The organism is Brachybacterium rhamnosum (assembly GCF_039526185.1).
GTDB classification, from domain to species: Bacteria; Actinomycetota; Actinomycetes; order Actinomycetales; family Dermabacteraceae; genus Brachybacterium; species Brachybacterium rhamnosum.
In genome coordinates this window covers 648,280-671,935 of the sequence record NZ_BAAAIS010000002.1, presented here as the reverse complement: position 1 = coordinate 671,935, position 23,656 = coordinate 648,280, and the positions used below count along the sequence as shown (strand labels likewise).

General features: G+C 73.3%; 19 protein-coding genes and 1 tRNA gene. 8 read left to right on the top strand and 12 right to left on the bottom strand.

The genetic code is table 11. The annotated features are described in order from the left end of the window. Positions 1 to 3: 3 nt before the first annotated feature. The 4 genes from otnK to ABD080_RS04885 all read left to right on the top strand — a co-directional run bounded on the left by otnK (position 4) and on the right by ABD080_RS04885 (position 3,869). Positions 4 to 1,275: a 3-oxo-tetronate kinase gene (gene otnK, locus ABD080_RS04900; RefSeq protein WP_377827273.1), complete on the top strand. Its 1,272-nt coding sequence runs from the start codon at positions 4 to 6 to the stop codon at positions 1,273 to 1,275. Continuing rightward, positions 1,272 to 1,895, top strand: coding sequence for a 3-oxo-tetronate 4-phosphate decarboxylase (otnC, locus tag ABD080_RS04895; protein ID WP_343903837.1), 624 nt, complete (start codon positions 1,272 to 1,274; stop codon positions 1,893 to 1,895). Before otnK ends, otnC begins: the two co-directional genes overlap by 4 nt. 64 nt (positions 1,896 to 1,959) lie before the next feature. Further along, entirely contained in the window at positions 1,960 to 3,399 is a 1,440-nt protein-coding gene (larC, locus tag ABD080_RS04890) for a nickel pincer cofactor biosynthesis protein LarC (RefSeq protein WP_343903836.1), read from the top strand. Positions 3,400 to 3,512: 113 nt separating this feature from the next. Next, positions 3,513 to 3,869 (top strand): cupin domain-containing protein, encoded by a 357-nt coding sequence (locus tag ABD080_RS04885; RefSeq protein ID WP_343903835.1) that lies wholly within the window; start codon positions 3,513 to 3,515, stop codon positions 3,867 to 3,869. Between the two features lie 35 nt (positions 3,870 to 3,904). Here the strand turns inward: ABD080_RS04885 and ppsA are convergent, their stop codons facing one another. From ppsA to ABD080_RS04855, 6 genes are all read right to left on the bottom strand, one after another. Next, on the bottom strand, positions 3,905 to 6,289 hold the full coding sequence (gene ppsA, locus ABD080_RS04880; RefSeq protein ID WP_343903834.1) for a phosphoenolpyruvate synthase: 2,385 nt from the start codon (positions 6,287 to 6,289) through the stop codon (positions 3,905 to 3,907). Between the two features lie 52 nt (positions 6,290 to 6,341). Then, a complete protein-coding gene (locus tag ABD080_RS04875) occupies positions 6,342 to 7,277 on the bottom strand; it encodes a pyruvate, water dikinase regulatory protein (protein WP_343903833.1) in 936 nt (311 codons plus the stop codon). A 263-nt stretch (positions 7,278 to 7,540) separates the two neighbouring features. Beyond that, positions 7,541 to 8,581: a hemolysin family protein gene (locus tag ABD080_RS04870; RefSeq protein WP_343903832.1), complete on the bottom strand. Its 1,041-nt coding sequence runs from the start codon at positions 8,579 to 8,581 to the stop codon at positions 7,541 to 7,543. Then, positions 8,578 to 9,972, bottom strand: a complete 1,395-nt coding sequence (locus ABD080_RS04865) for a hemolysin family protein (RefSeq protein ID WP_137769412.1) — start codon at positions 9,970 to 9,972, stop codon at positions 8,578 to 8,580. The genes ABD080_RS04870 and ABD080_RS04865 overlap by 4 nt, the downstream gene beginning before the upstream one ends. A gap of 264 nt (positions 9,973 to 10,236) precedes the next feature. Further along, a complete protein-coding gene (locus ABD080_RS04860) occupies positions 10,237 to 10,941 on the bottom strand; it encodes an alpha/beta hydrolase (protein WP_240811210.1) in 705 nt (234 codons plus the stop codon). Between the two features lie 658 nt (positions 10,942 to 11,599). Next, a complete protein-coding gene (locus ABD080_RS04855) occupies positions 11,600 to 13,126 on the bottom strand; it encodes a protein adenylyltransferase SelO family protein (RefSeq protein WP_343903831.1) in 1,527 nt (508 codons plus the stop codon). A gap of 67 nt (positions 13,127 to 13,193) precedes the next feature. Here ABD080_RS04855 and ABD080_RS04850 point away from each other — a divergent pair, with 67 nt between their 5' ends. Together ABD080_RS04850 and ABD080_RS04845 are read left to right on the top strand one after the other, a co-directional pair. Continuing rightward, a complete protein-coding gene (locus ABD080_RS04850) occupies positions 13,194 to 13,745 on the top strand; it encodes an NYN domain-containing protein (RefSeq protein WP_137769410.1) in 552 nt (183 codons plus the stop codon). A gap of 110 nt (positions 13,746 to 13,855) precedes the next feature. Further along, positions 13,856 to 15,601 (top strand): TIGR03767 family metallophosphoesterase, encoded by a 1,746-nt coding sequence (locus ABD080_RS04845; protein ID WP_343903830.1) that lies wholly within the window; start codon positions 13,856 to 13,858, stop codon positions 15,599 to 15,601. Positions 15,602 to 15,716: 115 nt separating this feature from the next. Here ABD080_RS04845 and ABD080_RS04840 read toward each other — a convergent pair whose 3' ends face one another. After that, the gene (locus ABD080_RS04840; RefSeq protein ID WP_343903829.1) at positions 15,717 to 17,369 is read right to left on the bottom strand and encodes an MDR family MFS transporter; all 1,653 of its coding nucleotides are present in this window, start codon (positions 17,367 to 17,369) and stop codon (positions 15,717 to 15,719) included. 110 nt (positions 17,370 to 17,479) lie between these two features. On the opposite strand from ABD080_RS04840, the gene ABD080_RS04835 reads away from it, so the two are divergent. After that, positions 17,480 to 18,112 (top strand): TetR/AcrR family transcriptional regulator, encoded by a 633-nt coding sequence (locus tag ABD080_RS04835; RefSeq protein ID WP_343903828.1) that lies wholly within the window; start codon positions 17,480 to 17,482, stop codon positions 18,110 to 18,112. Between the two features lie 22 nt (positions 18,113 to 18,134). Here the strand turns inward: ABD080_RS04835 and ABD080_RS04830 are convergent, their stop codons facing one another. After that, positions 18,135 to 19,109, bottom strand: a complete 975-nt coding sequence (locus ABD080_RS04830; RefSeq protein ID WP_343903827.1) for a LysR family transcriptional regulator — start codon at positions 19,107 to 19,109, stop codon at positions 18,135 to 18,137. A 194-nt stretch (positions 19,110 to 19,303) separates the two neighbouring features. On the opposite strand from ABD080_RS04830, the gene ABD080_RS04825 reads away from it, so the two are divergent. Further along, on the top strand, positions 19,304 to 20,593 hold the full coding sequence (locus ABD080_RS04825; RefSeq protein ID WP_343903826.1) for an MFS transporter: 1,290 nt from the start codon (positions 19,304 to 19,306) through the stop codon (positions 20,591 to 20,593). Positions 20,594 to 20,700: 107 nt separating this feature from the next. Here ABD080_RS04825 and ABD080_RS04820 read toward each other — a convergent pair. The 4 genes from ABD080_RS04820 to yczE form a co-directional block, all read right to left on the bottom strand. Further along, positions 20,701 to 20,784: transfer RNA gene (locus ABD080_RS04820), tRNA-Leu, on the bottom strand. A gap of 148 nt (positions 20,785 to 20,932) precedes the next feature. After that, a complete protein-coding gene (locus ABD080_RS04815; RefSeq protein WP_343903825.1) occupies positions 20,933 to 21,226 on the bottom strand; it encodes a ribosomal protein L7/L12 in 294 nt (97 codons plus the stop codon). 83 nt (positions 21,227 to 21,309) lie between these two features. Next, the gene (locus ABD080_RS04810; RefSeq protein WP_343903824.1) at positions 21,310 to 22,761 is read right to left on the bottom strand and encodes an amino acid permease; all 1,452 of its coding nucleotides are present in this window, start codon (positions 22,759 to 22,761) and stop codon (positions 21,310 to 21,312) included. A gap of 11 nt (positions 22,762 to 22,772) precedes the next feature. Next, positions 22,773 to 23,447, bottom strand: a complete 675-nt coding sequence (gene yczE / locus ABD080_RS04805) for a membrane protein YczE (RefSeq protein WP_137769402.1) — start codon at positions 23,445 to 23,447, stop codon at positions 22,773 to 22,775. Positions 23,448 to 23,656: the final 209 nt, after the last annotated feature.

Sequence of the window (23,656 nt, the reverse complement as noted above, 5' to 3'; positions counted from 1 at the left end):
GGCGTGATCGCGGACGACTTCACCGGCGCGACCGACGTCGCGGTCGCGTTCCGCCGCTCCGGCGCGCGAGTCCTGCTCGTGCTCGACCTCGTACGCTCCACGTCGCTCGGCCCGGATGCGGCCGACGTCGTCGTCATCGCCCGCAAGACCCGCACGCTGCCCGCAGCGGAGGCGGTCGCGCAGACGCTCGAGGCGCTCGACCACCTGCAGGCGGCGGGGGCCGGGCGGTACTTCCTCAAGTACTGCTCCACCTTCGACTCCCGGGACGAGGGCAACATCGGCCCAGTCGCCGATGCGGTGTCCGCGCGCCTACGCGCACCGCGCACGGTCTTCGTCCCGAGCTCGCCCGAGCACGGCCGCACCCAGGTCCACGGGCACCTGTTCGTGGGCCACGACCTGCTCTCCGAGTCCCCGATGCGCCACCATCCGCTGACCCCGATGACGGACTCCTCGATCCCGCGGGTGCTCTCGCGGCAGACCGCCCACGGCGTCGGGCTCGTCGACCTCCACGCCGTCCGCTCGGGCCCCGCCGCGATCCGCGCCGCACTCGAAGACGCCGCAACCGGCGGCGCCGACTACGTCGTCGTCGACGCAACCGCACCCTCGGACCTCGAGGCGATCGGCGCTGCCGTCGCGGAGGACGTCCTCGTCACTGGCGCGGCGGGGCTCGCCTCCGGGCTCGGCGCAGCCCTCGCCCGCCGCCGCGTGGAGGCCGGGCTCCCGACGCCCGATGCGGATGGGGACGGCGCGCCGGACCCGGCTTCTCCCGGCGCCGCCCTCGCCGGCAGCTGCTCCGCCCGCACGCTCGAGCAGGTCGCCGTGATGTGCTCTCAGCACCCGCACCACTTCCTCGACGCCCGCACGCTCGCCGATCCCGAGCGGCTCGCCGCGGAGGCGCTGAACTGGTTCGACGCGCAGGATCCCCAGGCGACGCCGCTATTGTTCTCCTCCCAGCCGCCCGAGGAGCTGCGGCGCACCCAGGAGCTTCTCGGCACCGAGCGGGCCTCGCAGATCCTCGAGGCGGCCGTCAGTCTGATCGCCCGCGGCCTCGTCGACCGCGGCGTGCAGCGGCTCGTCGTCGCGGGAGGAGAGACGTCCGGCGCCGTCACCACGGCGCTGGAGGTCGCGAGCGCCCGCATCGGTGACGAGGTCTCGACCGGGGTGCCCTGGATCTTCCCCGACGACCGGCCCGGCCTCGCACTGCTGCTGAAGTCCGGCAACTTCGGCGGCCCCACCCTGCTCCACGACGCCCTGCACTCTCAGGAGACCCGATGAACGACGCCTCGCTGCGGGCCCGCCTCGTCGACGCCGCGCACTCCCTCTTCGACCGCCGCCTGACCCACGGACGCACCGGCAATCTCAGCATCCGCACCGGTGACCGCATCCTCGTCACCCCGACCGGCTGCAGCCTCGGCGCGCTCACCGCCTCCGAGCTCTCCGTGATCGCTCTCGACGGGAGCCATCTCGAGGGCGCGCCGCCCTCGAAGGAAGCTTTCCTCCATGCCGCCGTGCTGCGCGCCCGCCCGCAGGACACCGCGGTCGTGCACACCCATTCGGCGCATAGCGCCGCGGTGTCCTGCCTCGCCGACGTCGACGAGCACGACGTCCTCCCACCGCTGACCGCGTACTACGCGATGCGGGTGGGCACTCTCCCGCTTCTCCCGTTCCATGCGCCGGGGGATCCGAACCTCGGCCCTCTGGCCGAAGAGACCGCACGCACCCACCGCGCGCTGCTGCTGCGGAATCACGGCCCGGTCGTCGCCGGAGCGGACCTCGCGGCGGCGATGGACGCGCTCGAGGAGCTCGAGGAGACGGCACGCCTCCATCTCCTGCTGCACGGCCACCGCACCGCCCCGCTCACCCCGGCTCAGGCCGCGGCTCTGCGAAAGGGCTGATCCCCCCGCTGCAACGCCCGGCCACCCCGCGCCGCTCCGCCCGGGCCCGCCTACGATCGTGCCCATGACCTCCGCGCCCGCTCTGCCCCGCCGTCTCGCCTACATCGACGCCTCGGCCGGCGTGGCCGGGGACATGCTGCTCGCGGCGCTCGTGGACGCGGGCGCGGATCTCGACGGGGTGCAGCGGGTGCTCGACGCCCTGGTCCCGGGGTCGATGCGCGTCACGCGCGCGGTCGTGGACCGGGGCGGCCAGCGCGCGCTGAAGGTGGACGTGGAGGTGCTCGTCGAGGACCCGCCGCACCGCACCTGGGCCTCGATCCGGGAGATGCTGGAGCAGGCGCGCGGGGACGAGGCGGTGCCGGGTCGCACGATCGACCTGGCTCTCGCGGTGTTCGGCCGGCTCGCCGACGCCGAGGGCGCGACCCACGGCGTCCCGGCGGACGAGGTGCACTTCCACGAGGTGGGCGCGCTGGACTCCCTCGCGGACGTCATCGGCGCGTGCGAGGCGTGGCGGCAGCTGGGCATCACCGAGGGCGCGGCGAGCGTCATCGCGGTGGGCAGCGGCCGGATCCGCGCCGCCCACGGGGACATCCCGGTGCCGGTCCCGGCCGTCGCGCGGCTCGCCGTCGGCTGGCCGACGGTCGCCGGGGAGATCCTCCCGCCCCGCGGCCACGCCCACCCGCACAGCCATGGGCACGGCGACGCGCACACGCACACGCACACGCACACGCACGACCACCCGCACGGCCACGAGCACACGCCGCACGAGCACCCGGCACCGGTCCCCGGCTCCGACGCCGAGCTCCCCGCGCACATGCAGGGCGGCCCGCACGAGCACGGCGGCCGGCGGGTCCCGGGCGGCGTCGCCCCCGGCATCGGCGAGCTCGCGACCCCCACCGGCGTCGCCCTCGTGCGGGGCCTCGCCGCGACCGCCGGCCCGCAGCCCGCGATGACCCTCGCCGCGCTCGGCGTGGGCGCGGGCACGAAGGACACCCCCGGGCGCCCCAACGTGGTGCGCGTGCTGCTCGGCGAGACCGCGGCGGACGCCCACGCGACCCCCACCGCGGCCGTGCAGCTCGAGGCGAACGTCGACGACCTCGACCCGCGTCTGTGGCCCGGGACGATCGACGCGCTCCTGGACGCGGGCGCGCTCGACGCCTGGACCACGCCGATCGTCATGAAGCGCGGCCGCCCCGCGACGACCCTGCACGTCCTCGCCCGCAGGGAGGACCGCGAGGCGATCGCGGAGCTGGTCATGGACCGCACCGGGAGCCTCGGCGTGCGCTCGCACCACGTCGAGCGGATCATCCGCCGCCGCGCGTTCACCGAGGTCACGGTCGAGGGCCGGAGGATCGCCGTGAAGATCGCCCATGCCCCGGACGGCGCCGTCGTGCGCCGCGAGCCGGAGTTCCGGGACGTCGCCGCGGCCGCCGCGGCCCTCGGGATCAGCGAGCGGGAGATGCTGGGCCGCGCCCGGGCCGCCGCGGAGGCCCTGCGCGGCTGAGCTCGTCCGACGGGCGCGCCCGTCGGCCCCGCCGTCGGACCTCCCGGTTCCCCTGACGCACGCTGCGGCGCCGGTCATACTGGAGACCCAGTCGCCGCGCGAGGAGGAACCCCATGGCCGCCCTGTCCGATGCGATCACCCGCGCCGTCGCCGAGGCCCGCAAGGCCCCGAACGGCCGCCACGCCGAGGTCCTCGTCCACGACGGCCCGCTGCGCCAGAGCCTCATCGCGCTGCGCCAGGGCATCACGCTCGCCGAGCACAACTCCCCGCCCGCCGCCTCGATCCACGTGATCCGCGGGCGGCTGCGGATCACCGGGGACGAGCCGGTCGAGATCGCCCCCGGCCAGATCGAGGCGCTCACCCACCAGCGCCACGCCGTCGAGTCCCTCGACGACACGGTGTTCCTGCTGACCACGGTGACCTCCGTGCCCGGCACGGAGTCATACGGCGGGGCGCACCTGGAGCTCTGAGCGCCCCGCCGCGAGGGGAATGACGCGGGCGCGCCTCAGCGGGCGACGGGCAGCGCCGCGATCCGCTGCCAGGTCTCCACGACCGTGTCCGGGTTCAGGGACATCGAGGCGATGCCCTGCTCCACGAGCCACTCCGCGAGGTCCGGGTGGTCGGAGGGACCCTGCCCGCAGATCCCCACGTACTTCCCCGCCGCGCGGCACGCCTCGATCGCCCGCTGCAGCATGATCTTCACGGCCGGGTCCCGCTCGTCGAAGCCGTCCGCGACGAGCGCCGAGTCCCGGTCCAGTCCCAGCACCAGCTGGGTCATGTCGTTCGAGCCGATCGAGAAGCCGTCGAAGTGCTCGAGGAAAGCCTCCGGCACGAGCGCGTTCGACGGGATCTCGCACATCATGACGACCTCGAGCCCGTTCTCCCCGCGGCGCAGGCCGTGGGAGGCGAGCAGCTCGATCACGCCCTTGCCCTCCGCGGGGGTGCGCACGAAGGGGATCATGAGCTTGAGGTTCGTCAGGCCCATCTCCTCACGCACGTAGCGCAGCGCCTCGCACTCCATCGCGAAGCACTCCGAGAAGTCCGCGGAGACGTAGCGGGAGGCGCCGCGGTAGCCGATCATCGGGTTCTCCTCGTCCGGCTCGAACACCTCCCCGCCCAGCAGGTTCTTGTACTCGTTGGACTTGAAGTCGCTCATCCGCACGATCACGGGCTCCGGCGCGAAGGCCGCCGCGATCATCGAGACGCCCTCCGCGACGCGCCGCACGAAGTACTCGCGCGGGGAGTCGTAGGCGGCGGTACGCTCACGCACCTGCGCGGCGAGCTCCGGATGCTCCGCCTCGAGCGCGTCGAGCTCGAGCAGCGCCCGCGGGTGGATGCCGATCTGCCGGTTCACGATGAACTCGAGGCGGGCGAGGCCCACCCCCTGGTGCGGCAGGCGGGAGAAGGCGAAGGCCTGCTCGGGGTTGCCCACGTTCATCATGATCCGGGTGGGGATCTCCGGCATGGCGCCCGCGTCGGTGCTGGTCACCGTGAACTCGAGCTCCCCGGCGTACACGTAGCCGGTGTCCCCCTCCGCGGCGGAGACGGTCACCGTCTCCCCGTCCTGCAGGGTCCGCGTGGCGCTGCCGGTGCCGACGACGGCCGGGATCCCCAGCTCGCGTGCGATGATCGCGGCGTGGCAGGTGCGGCCGCCGCGGTTGGTGACGATCGCGCTCGCGCGCTTCATGATCGGCTCCCAGTCCGGGTCCGTCATGTCCGCGACGAGCACCTCGCCGGGCACGAAGTCGTGCATCTGCTCGATCGAGGTGAGCACCCGCACCGGGCCCGCGCCGATCCGCGCGCCGATCGCCCGGCCCTCGACCCGCACCTCGCCGCGCTCGGCGAGGCGGTGCTTCTCGATCATGGTGCCGGCGCGGGACTGCACCGTCTCGGGGCGGGCCTGGAGGATGTACAGCTGCCCGTCGGCCCCGTCGAGGCCCCATTCGATGTCCATCGGCCGGCCGTAGTGCTTCTCGATGACGAGCGCCTGTCGGGCGAGCCCCTCGACCTGCTCGTCCGTCAGCGAGAGACGGCGGCGCTGCTCGGGGTCGACGTCGACGAAGGCGGTCGTCCGGCCGACGGCGGCGTCGTCGGTGTAGATCATCTTCAGGGCCTTCTCCCCCACCTGGCGGGCGAGGATCGCCGGCCGGCCCGCCTCGAGACCGGCCTTGTGGACGTAGAACTCGTCGGGGTTCACGGCGCCCTGGACGACGCCCTCGCCGAGGCCGTACGCCGAGGTCACGAACACGGCGCCGTCGAAGCCGGACTCGGTGTCCATCGTGAACATGACGCCCGCGGCGCCGATGTCGGAGCGCACCATCTTCTGCACGCCGGCGCTGAGCGCCACGGCCGCGTGCTCGAAGTCGTGGTGGACCCGGTACGCGATCGCGCGGTCGTTGTAGAGGGAGGCGAACACCTCCCGGATCGCGAGCAGCACCGCGTCGATGCCGCGCACGTTGAGGAAGGTCTCCTGCTGGCCCGCGAAGGAGGCGTCCGGGAGGTCCTCCGCGGTGGCGGAGGAGCGCACCGCGAAGGAGGCCTCGTCCCCGCTGCCCGCGGCGAGCGTCTCGTACGCCTCCCGGATCCCCGCCTCGAGCTCGGCGGGGAAGGGCTGGGCGATGACGAGCTCGCGGATCCGGCGGCCGGCCGCGGCGAGCGCCTGCGTGTCCTCCGTGTCGAGCGCCCGCAGCTCCTCGTCGATCCGCTCCGCGAGCCCCGTCGCGCCGAGGAACTCCCGATAGGCCTCCGCGGTGGTCGCGAAGCCGTCGGGCACGCTCACCCCCAGGTCGGCCAGGTGCGAGACCATCTCGCCCAGGGAGGCGTTCTTGCCTCCCACCTGCTCGAGGTCGTCCATGCCGAGCTCGGAGTACCAGCGGATCGTGCGGCTCATGAGGGGCTCCTTCCGACGGCGGCGCCGTCTGAGGGGATGGGGTGGGGACGGGTCAGCTCGGGGGCCTGCGGCCGGTGAGGGTCTGCAGGATGTGGGTGGACATCTCCTCGACGCTCGTGGAGGAGGAGTCGATCGAGGGGATGCGGTGGCGGTCGTAGAGGCGGCGGGCGGCGTCGAGCTCCCAGCGGGTCTGCTCGATCGAGGCGTAGCGGGAGGCGGCGCGGCGCTCCCCGCGCACCTCGGCGAGCCGCTCGGGGCTCGTCACCAGGCCGAAGCAGCGATCGGCGAGGTGCCGGATCGCCCCGGGCAGCGCCCCCGCCGCGAAGTCCTCGTCCACGAGCGGGTAGTTCGCGACGAACACGCCGTGCATGAGCGCGAGGTACATGCTGGTGGGGGTCTTCCCGCAGCGGGAGGGGGCGATGAGGATGACGTCCGCCCGCTCGAGGGCCCGCACGGACTGCCCGTCGTCGTGCTCGATCGCGAACTCGACGGCCTGCATGCGCCGGTTGTAGCGGCGCACGTCGCCCACGCCGTGGAGGCGGGCGGGCGCGTGGTCGCCGGTCACGCCGAGCTGCGCCTCGAGCTGCGCGAGCGGGGCGGAGACGAAGTCGACGACGGGCGCGACGGTGCCCAGCAGCACCTCGCGCACGGCGTCGTCGACCACGGTGAGGAAGACGATCGGCGGGACGGGGCCGCCGGCGGCCGCGTCGAGCTGCTCGCGCACGCGCTCGGCGTCGGCCGGGGTGCGCAGGAAGGGGAAGAGGTGCCGCTCGAAGGGCACCGAGGGGAACTGCAGGAGGAGGGCGTTGCCCATCGTCTCGGCGCTGATGCCGGTGGAGTCGGAGACGAAGTAGACCGGCACCGCGGGCAGGTGGTCCTGCTCTGCCGGCTCGGGTGCCGGGACGGGCGTCGACGGCTGCACGGGTACGGGCTCCGGGCGCGCGGCGGGGCGCGGCAGCGGCGGTGGGACGGGCAGCGGACGGGTCATCGGGCACCTCCCCTCGGCAGGAGCTCCCGCCGGGTCACGTCGTCGTGTGGCGACACCGTAGCGGGGAGCAGGCCGCGGACCAGGACATTCACCGTGTCGGTGGTCCAGGTCACGTCGATCCGCGGCGCGACTGCGCGAACCGTGACGGGTCCTGCCCGCTTCGGTCACCTCCGGGCAGGGCGCTCCGACGGCGCCGCGACGGGCACCGCCCCGCCGGCCAGGACGGCCGACGGGGCGGTGGGTGACGGGCCGGGGCCCGGGCGTCAGGCGGCGACGCGCGAGTCGTCGCGGATCTGGCCCACGAGCTCCTCGAGCATGTCCTCCAGGGTGACGATGCCGATCACGGTGCCGTCCGCGTCGGTCGCGGCGCCGAGGTGCGCGCCGGAGCCCTGCATGTTCGCGAGCGCCTGCCGCAGCGGCTGATCGGCGCCGATGCGCGGCAGGGTGCGGATCCGCTCGGCGGGGATCGGCAGGTCACGGGCCTCCTCGGAGGCCTCGAGCACGTCCTTGATGTGGATGTACCCGGCGAGCGCGCCGTCCTCCCCGAGCACGGGGAAGCGGGAGAAGCCCTCCACCGCGGCGGCCTCGGCGCCCGCGGGCGTGACGCCCACCGGGAGGGTGGAGACCTTCGCGAGCGGGATGACCAGGTTCGCGACGGAGCGCTGCTCGAAGGTGAGCGCACCCAGCAGCAGGGCCTCGTCGTTGTCCTCGAGGTAGCCGCCCTCCTTGGACTCGCTCACCATCGCGGCGACCTCGTCCCGGGTGAACACGCTGGTGACCTCGTCCTTGGGCTCGACACCCAGGATCCGCAGGGCCAGGTTGCCGATCCCGTTGAACAGCCACAGCAGCGGCCGCAGCACGGTGACGACGCCCATGAGCACGGGGCCCAGGATCATCGCCATCCGCTCCGGGCCGGCGAGCGCGATGTTCTTGGGGACCATCTCGCCGAAGACCACGTGCAGATAGGTCACGACGGACAGCGCGATCGCGAAGGCGATCGGGTGCTGGAAGCCCTCGGGAATGCCGAGCGCACCGAAGGGCACCTCGAGCAGGTGCGCGATCGCGGGCTCGCTGATCGCGCCGAGTGCGAGCGAGCACACGGTGATGCCGAGCTGGGCGCCCGCCATCATGAGGCTGACCTGCTCCATCGCGCTGATCGTCACCTTCGCGGCCCAGTTGCCCTCGAGGGCCTTGGGCTCGATGACGGAGCGGCGCGCGGAGATCAGCGAGAACTCCGCGCCCACGAAGAAGGCGTTCGCGAGCAGCAGGACGAGGGTGAGGGCGATGCCGCCGAGGTCGCTCATCGCTCATCCCCCTTCTCGTCGTCCGCGTCGTCGGAGGCGGTCTCGCCGTCCTCGTCCTCGGCGGCGGGCTCGACGGTCACGTGCAGCGTCTCGATGCGGAGGCCGTCGACCTCGAGCACCTCGATCCGCAGGCGTGCCGGGTCCTCACCGGGGGCGGGGTCGGTGTCGACCACGACCTCGTCGCCCACCTCGGCCAGGCGGCCGAGCTCCATGGTGACCAGGCCGCCGAGGGTGTCGTAGTCCTCGTGCTCGGGGACGGTGACGCCGAGGCGGTCGGTGGCCTCGTCGGGCCGGATCCGGGCGGAGAACTCCCACGAGCCGTCGGGCTCGGGGGCGTCGTCCGGCTCCTCGTCGTGCTCGTCGCGCACCTCGCCGACGATCTCCTCGACGAGGTCCTCGAGGGTGATGAGGCCGGCGTGGTCGCCGAACTCGTCGATGACGACGGCCATCTGGAGGTGGCCGGCGCGGAGCGTGTCCATGAGGTCGTCGAGCGGGACGGTGTCCGGCACGAACGTCGCCTCGCCCATCACGGCGGTGATGGGCGTCGTGGCGCGATCGGCGAAGGGGACGGCGAGGCCGCGGCGCACGTGGGCGACCCCGGCGATCTCGTTCTCCGGGTCGAGCACGGGGAAGCGGGAGTGCCCGGACTCGCGGGCGAGCTCGAGCAGGTCCTGGACGGTCTCGTCGGTCCCGAGCACGTCCATCCGGCCGCGCGGGACCATCGCGTCGTGGGCGCGCCGGTCGCCGAAGGCGAGGGTGCGCTGCACGAGCGTCGCGGTCTCCGCGGCGAGGGCGCCCTCGTCCGCGCTGCGGCGCACGAGCACGGAGAGCTCCTCGGCGCTGCGGGCGGAGCCGAGCTCCTCCTGCGGCTCGATGCCGAGGCGGCGCACGATCGCGTTCGCGTTGCCGTTGAACAGGCGGATCGGCCAGTGCAGGATCCGCGAGAAGATCCGCTGGAAGCCGACGACGGCCTTGGCCGTGCCCAGCGGCTTCGCGATCGCGAGGTTCTTGGGCACGAGCTCGCCGAAGATCATCGTCAGACCGGTGGCGAGGATCAGCGCGATCGCGACGGAGACGCTGCGCGCGGCGACGGGGCTGAAGCCCCAGCCCTCGAGCGGCGGCGCGACGATCGCGGCGATCGCGGGCTCCGCGAGGAAGCCGATCGCGAGGTTGGTGACCGTGATCCCCAGCTGCGCCCCGGAGAGCTGCGTGGAGAGGGTCTTCATCCCTTCGAGCACGCTCGCGGCGCGGCGGTCGCCCTTGCCGGCGGCGGCCTCGACGTCATTGCGCGAGACGGTGATGAGGGAGAACTCGGCGGCGACGAAGGCGCCGCACGCGAGGATCAGCAGCAGTGTGGCTGCGAGGGACAGGAGCGGACCGATCAGTTCCATCGGTTCCCCCCGTCCGGGAGGTGAGTATCTGGGTGGCCCGAAGGCCTGGGACTGTCACCGGGGGCGTCGCTGGCGGCGCTCATGGTCTCCTTGTTCTCCTCGACTCCGGCGCCGTCTCTCGGCGCGGGATGAGGGAAGCGTACAGCGCCTCCCCTGGGCCGCGGCAGAGGATTGTGCACCCGCGCACCGATGGGATCGGGCACCTTCCTCCGATCCTCAACGGTCCGCACCGTGACCAGGGGCGGGACCGCGCCGCTGGGGCGTTCAGCCCTCGGCGGAGACGCCGGCGGTGCCCCCGTCGGCCCCCTCGAGCATGCGGCCGACGAAGCCTGCGATCGCGGCGAGCTCCTCCTGGTCGATGCCGTGCCCGAGGTACGGGCGGTGCACCTCCTCGAGGGCGGTGTGCGCGGTCATGAACGCGCGCACCTCGTCCTCCATGGCGGGGTCGAACAGCGGGTCCAGGCCGCCGTGGCCCCAGAGCGCCGGGGGCCGGCGCTCCGCGAGCGCGGCGTCCCCCGGCTGCGGGGCGCCGAAGGGCCGGCCAGAGAGCTGCACGATCCACTCGAACGCGCGGGCGTCGCGACGCAGCAGGTGGAGGGCGAGCATGCCGCCCTGGGAGAAGCCGATCGCGCCGACGACGGTCCCGGGGGTGCGGGCGATCCAGTCCTCGACGGCGGCGGAGGACTCGTCGATGAGGGACGGGTCGCTCGGGTCCACGGGTGGCGGGGCCATCCAGGCGTAGCCCGCGCCGCAGGCGAGCACGCCGCGCAGGGAGGCGTAGACGGGGCCGGGCGGCAGCATCGGGGCGAGTCCGAGCAGGTCCTCCTCGTGGCTGCCGAGGCCGTGGAGGAGCAGGACGACCCTGTCTTCGGGGCCGGGGGCGTGCGGGTGGTACCGGACGGCGGCGTCGTCGATCGCGGAGGGGGCCGGGGTCAGCCGGGTGACCGGTGGGAAGCTGGGGGTGCTCACGGCTCGAGCGTAGTGCCGCGATCCGGGCCCGGGCACGGGCGGACCCGCAGGGTGCGCGGTGCGCGTGCCGGCTGGACGATGGCCGACCCCTGCGGGTCCGGGCAGCTCGCTGGTATTCGCTGCGGTCCGTCGATCTGGGGCCCGCTGCTGCGGGTCAGAGTCGATGGTCGCCTCAGCGGCGAGCCACCTCACATGTCCGATGGGAAATCATTCCTCGGATCACCTCCTTTCCGTGTGCCACCACGGTAGGTCTGTCCACCCGAGGGCGACAAGGTATTTATCCGTGGGAGGAACACGCAGGTCAGAGGCGCCCGAGGGGGTGCACCAGCCCTGCTCGTCGGGACGGGGCGGGACGACGTTCGCGCCGGCGGGCGCGGGGCCGGCGGGCGCCGGGGAGGCCTGGGCCTTCGCGAGGATCGCGGCGATGATCAGGACGACGATGGCGGAGAGGACCGTGAGGCGCCGTCCCGCACGGTCGTGGTTCGCCAGGGTATTCGCGGTGTCCTCCGGACGTCGGTGTCGATGGACGTGCCCTGAACGTGACGAGTCACGTCGGAGATCCGAGACGCCTCGGGAAGCGCCCTTCGCGGGTCCTTCGCAGCGGACAGCACGGACCCCACCTGCAGGGTCGTCCAGAACCGGTGACGACACACCTCTTTCAGGTGCCGCAGAACGTGACCACGGGATCCGCGCCACCTGCCGGACTCTCGATGTCCGCATATTCCGGACGCTCCTCGAAGGGCTCGGCCACACCGGCGAGCACGCGCAGCGCGGCCGCCTCCTCGCCCGCCTGAGCGGCGGCGAGCGCGTCCTCGAGCAGCCGGTTGCGGGGGATCCGGCGGGGGTTCGCCCGCCCCGCCTCCGCGAGCGCGGCGCGGGCCTCCGGGCCCTCCCCGCGCAGCGCGAGCAGCCGCGCCCACCACGCCTCGATCGCGGCCGACGGCGCCCCGGGCAGGACCACGCCCGGCCGGGACTCCGCCACCGCGCGGAACGCGAGCGTGTGGTCCGCCCCGTGCTCCGCGAGCAGGGCGAGCAGCTCCTCGCCGAGCTCGCCCGCCGCGGCGAGCCGCACCGGGTCCTCCACGCCGGGCACGCCGAGCTTCCGCGCGAACCCCCGGGCGCGCGCCTCGAGGTACGCCGGCTCGAAGCCCTCGAGGACGACGGTCGCCGCCGCGACCCCGCGCTCGGGATCCTCCGGGTCGATGGCCGGGAGCAGCGCCTCCGCGAGGCGGGAGAGGTTCCACAGCGCGATCCCCGGCTGGTTGCCGTAGGCGTAGCGTCCCTGCCGGTCGATCGAGCTGAACACGGCGCCCGGCACGTGGGCGTCGAGGAAGGCGCAGGGACCGTGGTCGATGCTCTGCCCCGACAGCGCCATGTTGTCGGTGTTCATGACGCCGTGCACGAAGCCCAGCAGCATCCACTGCGCCAGGAGCTCCGCCTGCGCCCTCGTGACCGCCTCGAGCAGGGCGAGCGGCGGGTTCTCCGCCGCCGCGGCGCGCGGGTGGTGGCGGGCGATCGCGAGGTCGACGACACCCCGCACGGTCCCCTCCCCGTGGTGCCAGGCGGCGTGCTGCACGGTCCCCACACGCAGGTGGCTCGCGGCGACCCGCACCAGCAGCGCACCGGGCTCGGTCTCCTCCCCGCGACGGGGTGCAATCCGCTCCCCGGTCGCGAGCACGGCGAGCGCCCGGGTGGTGGGGACCCCGGCGGCGTGCAGGAACTCCCCGATGATCGCCTCGCGGAGCATCGGCCCGAGCGGCGCCTTCCCGTCGCCGCCGCGGGCGAAGGGCGTGCGACCGGAGCCCTTGAGGTGGAGGTCGACGCGGCGCCCGCGGTCGTCCTCGAGGTCGCCGAGCAGCACGGCGCGGCCGTCGCCCAGCTGCGGGTTCGGCTGGCCGAACTGGTGGCCCGCGTAGGCCTGCGCGGTGGTGAAGGGCGGCTCCGGCGGGACCTCACCGGGGGCGAGCGGGCGGCCGTCGGCCCCGATCCTGCCGGTGAGCAGGGCGAGGCCCTCGGGACCGCGCAGCAGGTCCGGGTCGATACCGAGCTCCGCGGCGAGCGCCTCGTTCAGCCACACGATCCGCGCGGCGGGCACGGGATCGGCCTGCCAGGGCACGGACAGCGCCGGCACCGCCGCGGCGGTGGACTGGGCGAGGGCGGGCAGCGCGTTCCGGGTGGTCGCCATCGGTCCAGCCTACGGTCGTCGCCCCCGTCCGGGCGGGGGCGGGGCGGGGAGCGCGTAGGCTCGCCCCATGAGCGATCGCCGCACGTACATGCTGGTCGACGGGGAGAACATCGACGCCACCCTGGGGGTGTCGGTGCTGAACCGCCGGCCCCAGCCCGATGAGCGGCCCCGCTGGAACAAGCTCCTCGAGCACGCCGAGTCCGCCTGGCAGCAACCGGTGACCGGCCTGTTCTTCCTCGCCGTGGGCGACACGCTGCCGCTGGGCTTCGTGCAGGCGCTCATCGCGATCGGCTACCGCACCGTCCCGCTGCGCGGCGAGGGCAAGGTCGTGGACATCGCGATCCAGCGCACCGCCGAGGCCCTCGCGGAGCGCGAGGCGGACGTCCTGCTCGTCAGCCACGACAAGGACTTCGTGCCGCAGATGCAGGCGCTCGCCGCCGATCCGGAGCGCCGCACGGGGATCGTCGGCTTCCAGGAGTTCATGGCCGCGGATCTCCGCAACGTCCCGGGGATCGAGTTCTTCGACCTCGAGCACGACGTCCACGCCTTCACCTCGAAGCTGCCGCGCGTGCGGATCATCGAGATCGACGAGTTCGACCCGCTCGAGTTCATCCTCTGACGCCGCCGGCACGGCTCAGCGGGGCCCGTCGCCGGCGGGCCGCGCGGTCGCCACGTGCCGCTCCCCCAGCCTTTACCCAGGGGTAACCCTGGGCTGCTGGGCTGGGGGTCATGGCGCATCCCCACGTCCCCGCCCCCTCCTCCCCGCTGCGCCGGCGCACGCTGCTCGCCGGCTCCGCCCTCACCCTCGCCGGCACCACCGCCGCGACCCTCCCCGCCCAGCGGGCCTTCGCCGAGGACGCCGGGCTCGACCCCACCGGCACCACCCTCGCCGAGCGCGCCGTGCCCGAGGCCGGCCCCGAGGGCTCCTACCGCCGCCTCACCGCCGGGGACCCCTCCCCCTTCCTCGTGCGGGAGGACGCGCTCGAGAACCCTCCACGGAAGGCCCGCACCGACACCCGCGTCCCGCTCGCCGCGCTCGTCCAGTTCACCGACCAGCACCTGCTCGACGCCCAGTCCCCGATGCGCTTCGAGTACCTCCACGACGTCACCGGCTCCGCCTTCCGCCCGCAGGAGTCCCTCACCACCCAGGGCTCCGTCTCACTCGTCGAGCGCGTGAACGCCCTGGGGAAGGGCCCGCACACGCGCCGCCCCCTCGACTGCGTCGTCACCACCGGGGACAACACCGACAACCACGAGACCGTCGAGCTCGACTGGTTCCTCACCGTCATGGACGGCGGCGAGATCACCGCGAGCACCGGGGCCGACGGGACCTGGGAGGGAGTGCAGACCAGCGGCGACCCGAATTACTGGAACCCCGCCGGCGGCGTGGACGACCGCTATGAGCAGGCCGGCTTCGCCCCGATCCCCGACCTCCTGGACCGCGCCACGGCGAGCCACCGCAGCCCGGGCCTCGACGTGCCCTGGTTCAGCGTGTTCGGCAACCACGACGACTCCGTATCCGGCACGCTGCCGTCGGACTGGGGCTTCCTCACGGAGATCTACACCGGCTCGTGGAAGTTCACGGGATTCACCTCCGACGCCGCGAATCGCCAGCTCGAGTCCCGCGTGCGCACCGCTGCGACCTCCTCGATCGAGGGCACGCGCACCCCGGAGATCACCACGAGCGCCGATCCGCGCCACGACCACGAGGTCACGCCGGACGAGCGTCGCGCCCCGTTCACGATCGAGGAGTACCTGCGCGCGCACCTCGACTCGGCGCCCCGGGCGGGCGCGCCGGGCCACGGCTACACCGAGCAGAACGTCGCCGAGCGCACCGGCTACTACACCTTCGGGATCGCCGAAGGCGTGGTCGGCATCGCGCTGGACTCCACGAACCGGGCCGGCTTCACCGAGGGGTCCCTGGGCCACGCCCAGTACCGCTGGCTCGAGCGGGTGCTCACCGAGGGCTCGAGCCGCTCCTACGACGCGCTCGGGCGGCTCGTGACCCGGCGGGCAGAGGACACCTACTTCCTCGTGTTCAGCCACCACACGCCGGGCACGATGAACAACCTCCTGCTCGCGCCGGGCGAGCCCGAGCTGCGGCACGCCGGCTGGGACGTGGCGAACCTGCTGGGCCGCTTCCCGAACGTGCTCGCCTGGGTCAACGGGCACACGCACACCAACGCCGTCGAGCTGCGCGGGCACGACGTGCCCGAGCGGCGCTACTGGACCATCAACACCGCCTCGCACGTGGACTTCCCGCAGCAGGCCCGCGTGATCGAGGTGGTCGACAACCGCGACGGCACCCTGTCCCTGCTCTCGACGATCATCGAGTCCGCGGCGCCGTACCAGGGCGACTCCCTCGCGACGCTCTACCGCGAGCTGTCCTTCAACGACATCCACGCGGACCCCTCCCAGGAGGGCGAGGCCCAGGACCGGAACGTGGAGCTCCTGCTCACCGCGCCCGGCCGCTGAGCAGGGCCGTCCCGGGTGCGTCCGGCGAGCGGGCGGACGTCCCTGCCGGCCGCGTCGACGCTGCGGCCCCCGACGGGGCGTGTGGCGAGCGCGAGCGCACTCCGGTGCGCGGGCCTCAGCGCAGGGTCGCGGGCACCGGGTCCTCGTCCGTCCGGGAGGACTCCTGCGCGGCGGTCCCCACGGGGGCACCATCGGCCGGCGTCCCGTCGGCCGGCTCCTCGAGGACGGCCTCGCCGCGGGCGACGAGCCCGGCCTCGTGGGAGAGCGGGACCTGCTTCAGGGTGATCGCGAGCAGCACGGCCGCGGCGAGGAAGGGCAGCACGTACCAGAACACCGGGGAGAGGGCCTCGGCGTAGGCGCCGACGATCGCGTCCCGCATCGTCTGCGGGAGCTCCGCGAGGGTCGAGGGGTCGATCGAGGAGGCCGCGGAGGAGGCCTGGTCGGCGCTCGCCCCGCTCCCGCTGAACACGGCGACGAGGCGCTCGGTGAGGCGGCTGGCGAAGACGGTGCCGAAGACCGCCGTGCCGAGGGTCGCGCCGACCTCGCGGAAGTAGTTCGTGGTGCTGGTCGCGGTGCCGACGACGGTCGCGCTGACGGCGTTCTGGGCGACGAGGACGATGTTCTGCATGACCAGGCCGAGGCCGGCGCCGAAGACCATGAGGTAGGCGATGATCACCCAGATCGGGGTCTGCGCGGTCATCGTGGTGAACAGCAGGACCGCGCCGATCATGACGAGCACGCCGGCGGCGCTGATGATCCGGTAGCGCCCGGTGCGGGAGACGTAGGCGCCGGAGGCGATCGAGGTCGCCATCATGCCGGCCATCATCGGGATCATGAGCAGCCCGGACTCCGCGGCGGAGGTGCCCGACGCCATCTGCAGGAAGGTGGGCATGAAGCCGAGCACGGAGAACATGCCGATGCCGAGGGCGAGGCCGATCGCGGTGGACTGCACGAACAGCCGGTTGCGGAAGAGCGAGAGCGGGATGATCGGGTCCTCGGCGCGGGACTCGATGAGCACGAAGGCCGCGGCGGCGAGGAGGAAGAGCGCGCCGAAGCCCCAGGTGAGCGGCGAGTCCCAGCCGTGAGCGTCGTCCCCGCCGAGGTCGGCGAAGAGGATGAGGCTCGCGGTCGCGGCGGAGAGCGCGACGACGCCGGGGACGTCGATGCGGCGGGTGGCGAGCTTGCTGGGCAGCTGCAGGGCGAACACGCCCACGAGGAACGCGGCGATGCCGACGGGGATGTTGATGTAGAAGGCCCAGTGCCAGGTCAGGTGGTCGACGAAGTAGCCGCCGAGGAGCGGGCCGGCGATCGCGGAGACGCCGAAGGCGGCGCCGAGCACACCCATGTACTTGCCGCGCTGGTCAGCCGGGGTGACGTCGGCGATGATCGCCTGGGAGAGGATCATGAGCCCGCCGCCGCCGAGGCCCTGCAGGCCGCGGAAGATCACGAAGGCCCAGAAGGTGCTCGAGAGCGCGGCGCCGAGCGAGGCGAGCGTGAACAGGGCGATCGCGATGAGGAAGAGGTGGCGGCGACCGAGGACGTCGCCGAACTTGCCGTAGATCGGCATGACGATCGTCGAGGCGAGCAGGTAGGCGGTGGTGATCCACATCTGGTGCTCGACGCCGCCCAGCTGGCCGACGATCGTGGGCATGGCGGTGGAGACGATGGTCTGGTCGAGGCTCGAGAGGAACATCGCCGCGAGCAGCGCGGCGAAGATCGTCCAGACCCGGCGACGGGTCAGCACCATCGGTGCGGCGGTGGTGGTCATGGGGTGCCTTTCATCGACTCACACTCAGAACTGCAGTGACTGCAACTCGAAACTGTAGCGACTGCCACTAGGAGCGTCCAGAGAGGTGTGGCGCGCCGTACTGTGGCCCCATGAGCGAGAAGTCCGCCCCCGTGGCGAGGAGTCGCGGCGAGCGCACGGCCGACGCCATCGAGAAGGCCGCCCTGGAGCTCGTCGCCGAGCACGGCTACGCCGACGTCACCGTCGCGATGATCAGCGAGGCCGCCGGCATCAGCCAGCGCACCTTCTTCAACCACTACCCCACCAAGGAGGACGCGCTCCTGGGCCGGCACATGCCCCGGATCGACCAGAGCGCCGCCCGCCGCTTCATCGTGGGCACGGGTCCGGTGCTGCTCGACGCGGTCGGCATCGTCACGCCGCCGCCCATGGACCTCCCCTTCTCCCTCGAGCAGCGGATGCGGGTGGTGACCTCGCACCCCGATCTCCTCGCCGCGCAGATGCAGCGCATCTTCGCCCTCGAGGAGGAGCTCGGCGAGATCATCCAGCTCCGCGTCCGCAACGAGCACCCCGACCTCCCCGAGGAGGAGGTCGAGCCGACGGCGGAGATGATCACGAGCCTCATCGCGGGGATGATCCGCTCGCTCGGCCACCTCGCCCACCACGGTGCGGGGTCGACCCCGGAGGGCGAGGAGCGCAGCTACGACGACGTGCTCGACCGCGCCCGCGAGCTGCTCACGACGATCCTGCACGTCGGCCCGGCCTGAGCCGCCGGGCCGAGGACAGACCTCAGCGGGCCCCGACCTCGGCGGGCCCGTCGGAGGCGGCGAGCATCCGCACGAAGGCCGCGAGCGCCGGCCGACCCGCGTCCTCGTGCACGACCGCGCCGATCGTGCGGCGGGCCATGGGTGAATCGATCCGCAGCTCACGGACCCCGTCGGAGACCGTCGGCATCGGCGGCATGATGCTCACCCCGAGCCGCGCCGAGACGAGCCCGCGCACCGTGTAGTAGTCCTCCGTCGTCATCCCGATCCGCGGGGTCCGGCCTGCGGAGGCGAACATGGCGTGGACGAGACCGTGCACGTCGAAGTCCGCGGAGAGCATGATGAGCTCCTCGTCGGCGAGCTCCTCGACCCCGACCGGTGCGCTCCGCTGCAGCGGGTGGCCCGCCGGCACGAGCGCGACGAGCGGCTCCGCGGCCATCTCGATGGTGGTGGTGCGCGGCATCCGCGGCGGCGAGGAGAGCAGCGCCATGTCGATCCGCCCCTCCTCGAGCAGGGTGAGGCCGCGGCGGCGGGAGCCCTGCACGAGCTCGAAGTCCACCTCCGGGTACGAGGCCCGGAAGCGTGCGATGAGCGGCGGGACCACGCGCAGGCCCAGCAGCGACTGCACCGCCACCCGCAGCGTGTCCCGGCCGATCACCTGCTGCCCCTGCACCTCGCGCAGGCCCGCGTCGAGCTGCTGCAGTCCGGCCTGCGCGTAGGGCAGGAGGTGCCGCCCCGCCTCGGTCAGCTCCATCCCGCGGCCCCGGCGCTCGAACAGGCGCACCCCGAGGGTCGCCTCGAGACGGCCCAGCGTGCGCGAGACCATCGACTGCGGCTGGCCGAGCTCCGCGGCGGCGAGCGTGACCTGGCCGGCCTCCGCGACGGCGCAGAACACGGGGAGGTCCCGCAGCACGCGGCCGCGGTCCAGGCCTTCGAGACCCTCGAGGCCCTCAGCCGCCTCATGACCGCTACGACCGGAGGCGTCGCCCTGCTGCTCCATCGGCCCTCCTCCCTTGCCCGTGACGTCTGCTCGCTCACTCCGCGGGCGCGTCGGCCGGCCCGCACGGGATCGTCGTCGCCGGTCACACGATCCTATGCCGGTATCGCTATGCTGAGCATCGCTCCATGACCTTTGTGCGGGGGCGCGGCGGCTCCTAGCGTGAGCGGCGATCTCCCGAGGAGCGCCTCCCGCACATGTCGACCACCCCCACCCTCCCCACCCCCGTCCTCCGGCCGTCGGACCTCACCGACAACGCCCCCGCCGTCGCGCCGCCCACCGCACCGACGCCGGCGGCCGCGCCGTGGGCGGGGCACGACCGCGGCTCCGCGGCCTACCGCCGGATCCTGCTCGCGCTGCTCTGCGCGGGCATCGCGACCTTCGCCCAGCTCTACTCCCCGCAGGGGGTGCTGCCGATCCTCGCCGCGGACATGGGGGTCGACGCCTCCCGCGCGAGCCTCACCGTCTCCGCGGCGACCCTGGGCCTCGCCGCCTCCGTGCTGCCGTGGTCGCTCGTCGCGGACAGGATCGGCCGGGTCGCCGCCATGCGCGTGAGCCTCGTCGCCGCGACCGCGCTGGGCCTTCTCATGCCGTGGATCCCCTGGTTCGGCACGCTCATGGTGGTGCGGGTCCTCGAGGGCGCGGCCCTCGGCGGGATCCCCGCGATCGCCGTCGTCTATCTCGGAGAGGAGATCGACCGCCGGCACGCCGCGATCGCGGCCGGCACCTATGTCTCCGGCACGACGATCGGCGGGCTGCTGGGTCGCCTCGTCGCTGGCCCCGTCGCGGACCTCACCGACTGGCGCGTGGGCACCTTCGCCGTCGCCCTCATGGCCTCCGCCGCGGCGCTCGTCTTCTTCACGATCACCCCGCCGCCGCGCGGCTTCTCCCCGCACCCGGTCTCCGTGCGGCACGTGGTCGCCGCCGTCGGCCGTCATCTGCGCACGCCCCGCCTGCTCGTGCTCTACGCGCAGGGCTTCCTGCTCATGGGGGCCTTCGTCGCGATCTACAACTACCTGGGATTCCGCCTCGAGGGCGCCCCGTACGCGATGCCCTCGAGCCTCACGAGCCTGCTGTTCATCGCCTACCTCTCCGGCACCGCGTCCTCGCGGATCGCGGGCGGCCTCGTCGCCCGGCACGGCCGGCGGCGGGTGCTGCTCACGTCGATGGGGATCATGCTCGCCGGCGCGCTGCTCACCCTCGCGCAGCCGCTCGTGCTCGTGGTGGCGGGGCTCGTGGTCATGACCGCCGGGCTGTTCGGCGCGCACGCGATCGCCTCGGGCTGGGCCGGCGTGCAGGCCGCGCAGGATCGCGCCCAGGCGACGAGCCTCTACAACCTCTGGTACTACGTGGGCTCGAGCGTCTTCGGCTTCGTGGGCGGCATGTTCTTCGTGGCGGGCGGCTGGCCGGCGCTCATCGGCATGGTCGCCGCGCTCATCGCGATCGCGGGCGGCTTCGCCCTCCTCGCCGCCCACGAGCGGGAGTGACCGCCGGCCGGCGGGCCGGTGCCCCCCCCGGCCGCCCCGGCGTGACGCGCCCCGGACACGAAGAAACCCCTGCATCGGCTCTCACCGACCAGGGGCTCTTCCATGCGTGCGCGAGGGGGGACTCGAACCCCCACGCCCTTTCGAGCACACGGACCTGAACCGTGCGCGTCTACCAATTCCGCCACTCGCGCATGTCTCCGACACCAGGTACGTACACACCAACGCCGAAGGTTCCCTCAGGGTACCCCGCGTTCACCGGGGGACCCAATCCGTCCGAGGGAGTGTTGCGGACGACACGTTCCCGCGCGGCCACCCCGCCGGCCTGGGCGTCAGGGCATGTCAGCGCAGGCCGTCGCGCCGTGCCTCGACGACGTCCTTCGCCTCCTTGAGCCCGGCTCCCGTGGCGGTGCGGTACTCCTTGATCGCGGCGATGAGCTGGTCCTGCGCGATCAGCTCGTCCACCCGCGGCGGGAAGGCCGGGCGCAGCTGGGCCCGCAGCTCCTCGAGCTCCTCGGGTCCCACGTCGGCGCGGTCGGCCAGACGCTCCACGAGCCCGCGCAGGCCGCGCACCTCCTCCTCGAGCCGGGCGATGTGGGCCTGCTGGGCCTGGAGCTGCTTCGAGGATCCGAACATGCCCTGACCCTAGCGACCGGGACGCCGGGACCGGCCGCGACGTCCGTCGGAGCCGGTCCCGACGGACGTCGGCGACAGCGACGTCAGCGCATCGACTCGGCCTCGTCGAAGGCCTCCTCGATCGCGGCCGTGTCGAGACGGCGCCGCACGACGGCGAAGTAGAGGAGCGTCGCGAGCAGCACCGCGGGCACGCCGACGGCCGCGGCGATCTGCATGCTCTCGCGCACGAACACCGTGGAGAGAACGGTGAGCAGGCCGATCATGCCCACGACCGCGGTGACGACGCCGCCGGGCACCCGGAAGGTCGCGCCCTCGACGCCGCGACGCCGGTAGGCGACGAAGGTCGCGAGGATCAGGAACCACACGAGCAGCACCGCGAACACGACGAGGCTCATCATGTAGCCGAACACGCCGCCCACCCCGGAGAACGCGAGGATCGCGGCGGCGAGCAGGCCCACGGAGCTCGCGACGATGCCCACGTAGGGCACGTGACGGCGCGTGGTGCGCGCGAAGAGGCGCGGGGCGAGGCCGTCGGAGGCGAGGGAGTGGAGCATGCGGCTGCCCGCGTAGAGGTTCGCGTTCGCCGCGGAGAGCGCCGCGACGAGCACCAGGAGGTTCGTGATGCTCGCGGCGCCGGGGATGCCGATCCTGTCGAAGACCATCACGAACGGGGAGGTCGCGACGTCCTCGCCGGTGCCGGCGGCCTCCTGCCACGGCACGAGGCTCACGACGATGCCGATGCACAGCACGTAGAAGAACGCGAGGCGCACGATCGTGGTGCGCGCGGCGGTGCGGATCGAGCGGGCCGGGTCCTTCGCCTCGGCGGCGGTGATCGAGAGCAGCTCGATCCCGCCGAAGGAGAACATGACGACCGAGAGCGCGATCCAGACGGCGCCCCAGCCGTTGGGGGCGAAGCCCCCGTCGGACGTGAGGAGGGAGAGCCCGGGGGCGCTCTCCCCCGGCATGCCGAACAGCACGAGGAACAGGCCGATGAGGATGAAGACGAGGACGGCGACGACCTTGATCGAGCTCAGCGCGAACTCGATGACGCCGAAGGAGCCGACGGTCGCGAGGTTGATCCCCACGATCACGGCGGCGAAGAGCAGGATCCCCGCCCAGATCGGCACGGCCGGGAACCAGTACGCGAGGTAGGCGGCGCAGGCGACGAGCTCCGCGCCGGTCACGGCGACCGTGACGATCCAGTACAGCCAGCGGCTGAGGTAGCCCCAGAACGGGGAGAGGTAGCGGGCGGCGAGGGTGCCGAAGCCGCCGCGCACGGGGTGGCGGGAGGCCATCTCGCCCATCGCGAGCGCGATCGTCGCGGCGATGAGGGAGCCCACGGCGAAGGAGACGATGACGGCGGGTCCGGCGTAGCCGATCGCCTCGCCGGAGCCCAGGAACAGGCCGGTGCCGAGGGCGGAGCCCATGGCGATCATCGCCATCTGGCCGTGGCCGAGGGACCGCGCGAGGGTGTGGCCGGCGGCCGGTGAGGAGCCGGCGTCCGGGTGGGAGGGGGTGGGGGAAGGGGTGCTCACCCTGCCTGACCCTAGTCGGCGAGGGCGGCCGTCGCGGGGACCGGCGCCGCCCCGCGGCGCACGGGGATCGTCACCCACAGCAGCACGAGGTGCACGATCGGGCCGATGCCCAGGGCGTACACGACGGTCCCGAGGCCGACGGGCCCGCCGAGCATCCAGCCGATCGCGAGCACGCCGACCTCGATGACCGCGCGGACGGGGCCGACGGGCAGCCCCCAGCGGTGGTGGATCCCGGTCATGAGCCCGTCGCGCGGGCCGGGGCCCAGCTGGGCGCCGATGTAGACGGCGTCGGCGACGGCGTTGAGGGCGAGCCCGGCGACGAGCAGGGCGATGCCAGGGAGCAGGCCCTCGACGGGCGGCACGAGGTGCAGGGTGAGGTCCATCGAGACGCCGACCCAGAGGGCGTTGGCGAGCGTGCCGATGCCGAGCTGCTGGCGCAGCGGGATCCAGGCGAGCAGCACGACGAAGCTCGTGAGGATCGTGATCGTCCCGATGCTGAGCCCGGTGCGGCCGGCGATCGCGACGGAGAGCACGTCCCACGGGGCGGCGCCGAGGCCGGCACGGAGGATCAGGCCGATGCCGGCGCCGAAGCCGGTCAGGCCGAGGAACAGGGTCAGCAGTCGCAGGGGGAGGCGGTCGATTCGCAGCTGCTCGCGCAGCGGCACGTTCTGGAGGGCGGAGGGCATGGCATCATGCTCGCCCATCATCGGCCCCTCACCACAGGGCCGACCACGCGCCGCCTCCGCCACCCGCCCCGGAAGCCCTCACACACGGCGGATGGTCCGATTGTGTTCCACATCGACGTCGGATCCGGAACAGAATCGGACCATCCGTGGGGCTGGAGCGCGCACCACCCCCCCCGCACGACGACGCCCCGCCCACCGGAACGGTGGGC

What these genes read in the sequence shown, in the direction of transcription:
- ppsA (WP_343903834.1), bottom strand. Translation starts at nt 6,289, where the DNA reads ATGAGCCGCACGATCCGCTGGTACTCCGAGCTCGGCATGGACGACCTC.
- ABD080_RS04845 (WP_343903830.1), top strand. Translation starts at nt 13,856, where the DNA reads ATGGCGCATCCCCACGTCCCCGCCCCCTCCTCCCCGCTGCGCCGGCGC.
- otnC (WP_343903837.1), top strand. Translation starts at nt 1,272, where the DNA reads ATGAACGACGCCTCGCTGCGGGCCCGCCTCGTCGACGCCGCGCACTCC.
- ABD080_RS04875 (WP_343903833.1), bottom strand. Translation starts at nt 7,277, where the DNA reads ATGACCCGTCCGCTGCCCGTCCCACCGCCGCTGCCGCGCCCCGCCGCG.
- ABD080_RS04825 (WP_343903826.1), top strand. Translation starts at nt 19,304, where the DNA reads ATGTCGACCACCCCCACCCTCCCCACCCCCGTCCTCCGGCCGTCGGAC.
- ABD080_RS04865 (WP_137769412.1), bottom strand. Translation starts at nt 9,972, where the DNA reads ATGGAACTGATCGGTCCGCTCCTGTCCCTCGCAGCCACACTGCTGCTG.
- yczE (WP_137769402.1), bottom strand. Translation starts at nt 23,447, where the DNA reads ATGCCCTCCGCCCTCCAGAACGTGCCGCTGCGCGAGCAGCTGCGAATC.
- ABD080_RS04840 (WP_343903829.1), bottom strand. Translation starts at nt 17,369, where the DNA reads ATGACCACCACCGCCGCACCGATGGTGCTGACCCGTCGCCGGGTCTGG.
- ABD080_RS04835 (WP_343903828.1), top strand. Translation starts at nt 17,480, where the DNA reads ATGAGCGAGAAGTCCGCCCCCGTGGCGAGGAGTCGCGGCGAGCGCACG.
- ABD080_RS04850 (WP_137769410.1), top strand. Translation starts at nt 13,194, where the DNA reads ATGAGCGATCGCCGCACGTACATGCTGGTCGACGGGGAGAACATCGAC.
- ABD080_RS04885 (WP_343903835.1), top strand. Translation starts at nt 3,513, where the DNA reads ATGGCCGCCCTGTCCGATGCGATCACCCGCGCCGTCGCCGAGGCCCGC.
- larC (WP_343903836.1), top strand. Translation starts at nt 1,960, where the DNA reads ATGACCTCCGCGCCCGCTCTGCCCCGCCGTCTCGCCTACATCGACGCC.
- ABD080_RS04830 (WP_343903827.1), bottom strand. Translation starts at nt 19,109, where the DNA reads ATGGAGCAGCAGGGCGACGCCTCCGGTCGTAGCGGTCATGAGGCGGCT.
- ABD080_RS04815 (WP_343903825.1), bottom strand. Translation starts at nt 21,226, where the DNA reads ATGTTCGGATCCTCGAAGCAGCTCCAGGCCCAGCAGGCCCACATCGCC.
- ABD080_RS04855 (WP_343903831.1), bottom strand. Translation starts at nt 13,126, where the DNA reads ATGGCGACCACCCGGAACGCGCTGCCCGCCCTCGCCCAGTCCACCGCC.
- ABD080_RS04870 (WP_343903832.1), bottom strand. Translation starts at nt 8,581, where the DNA reads ATGAGCGACCTCGGCGGCATCGCCCTCACCCTCGTCCTGCTGCTCGCG.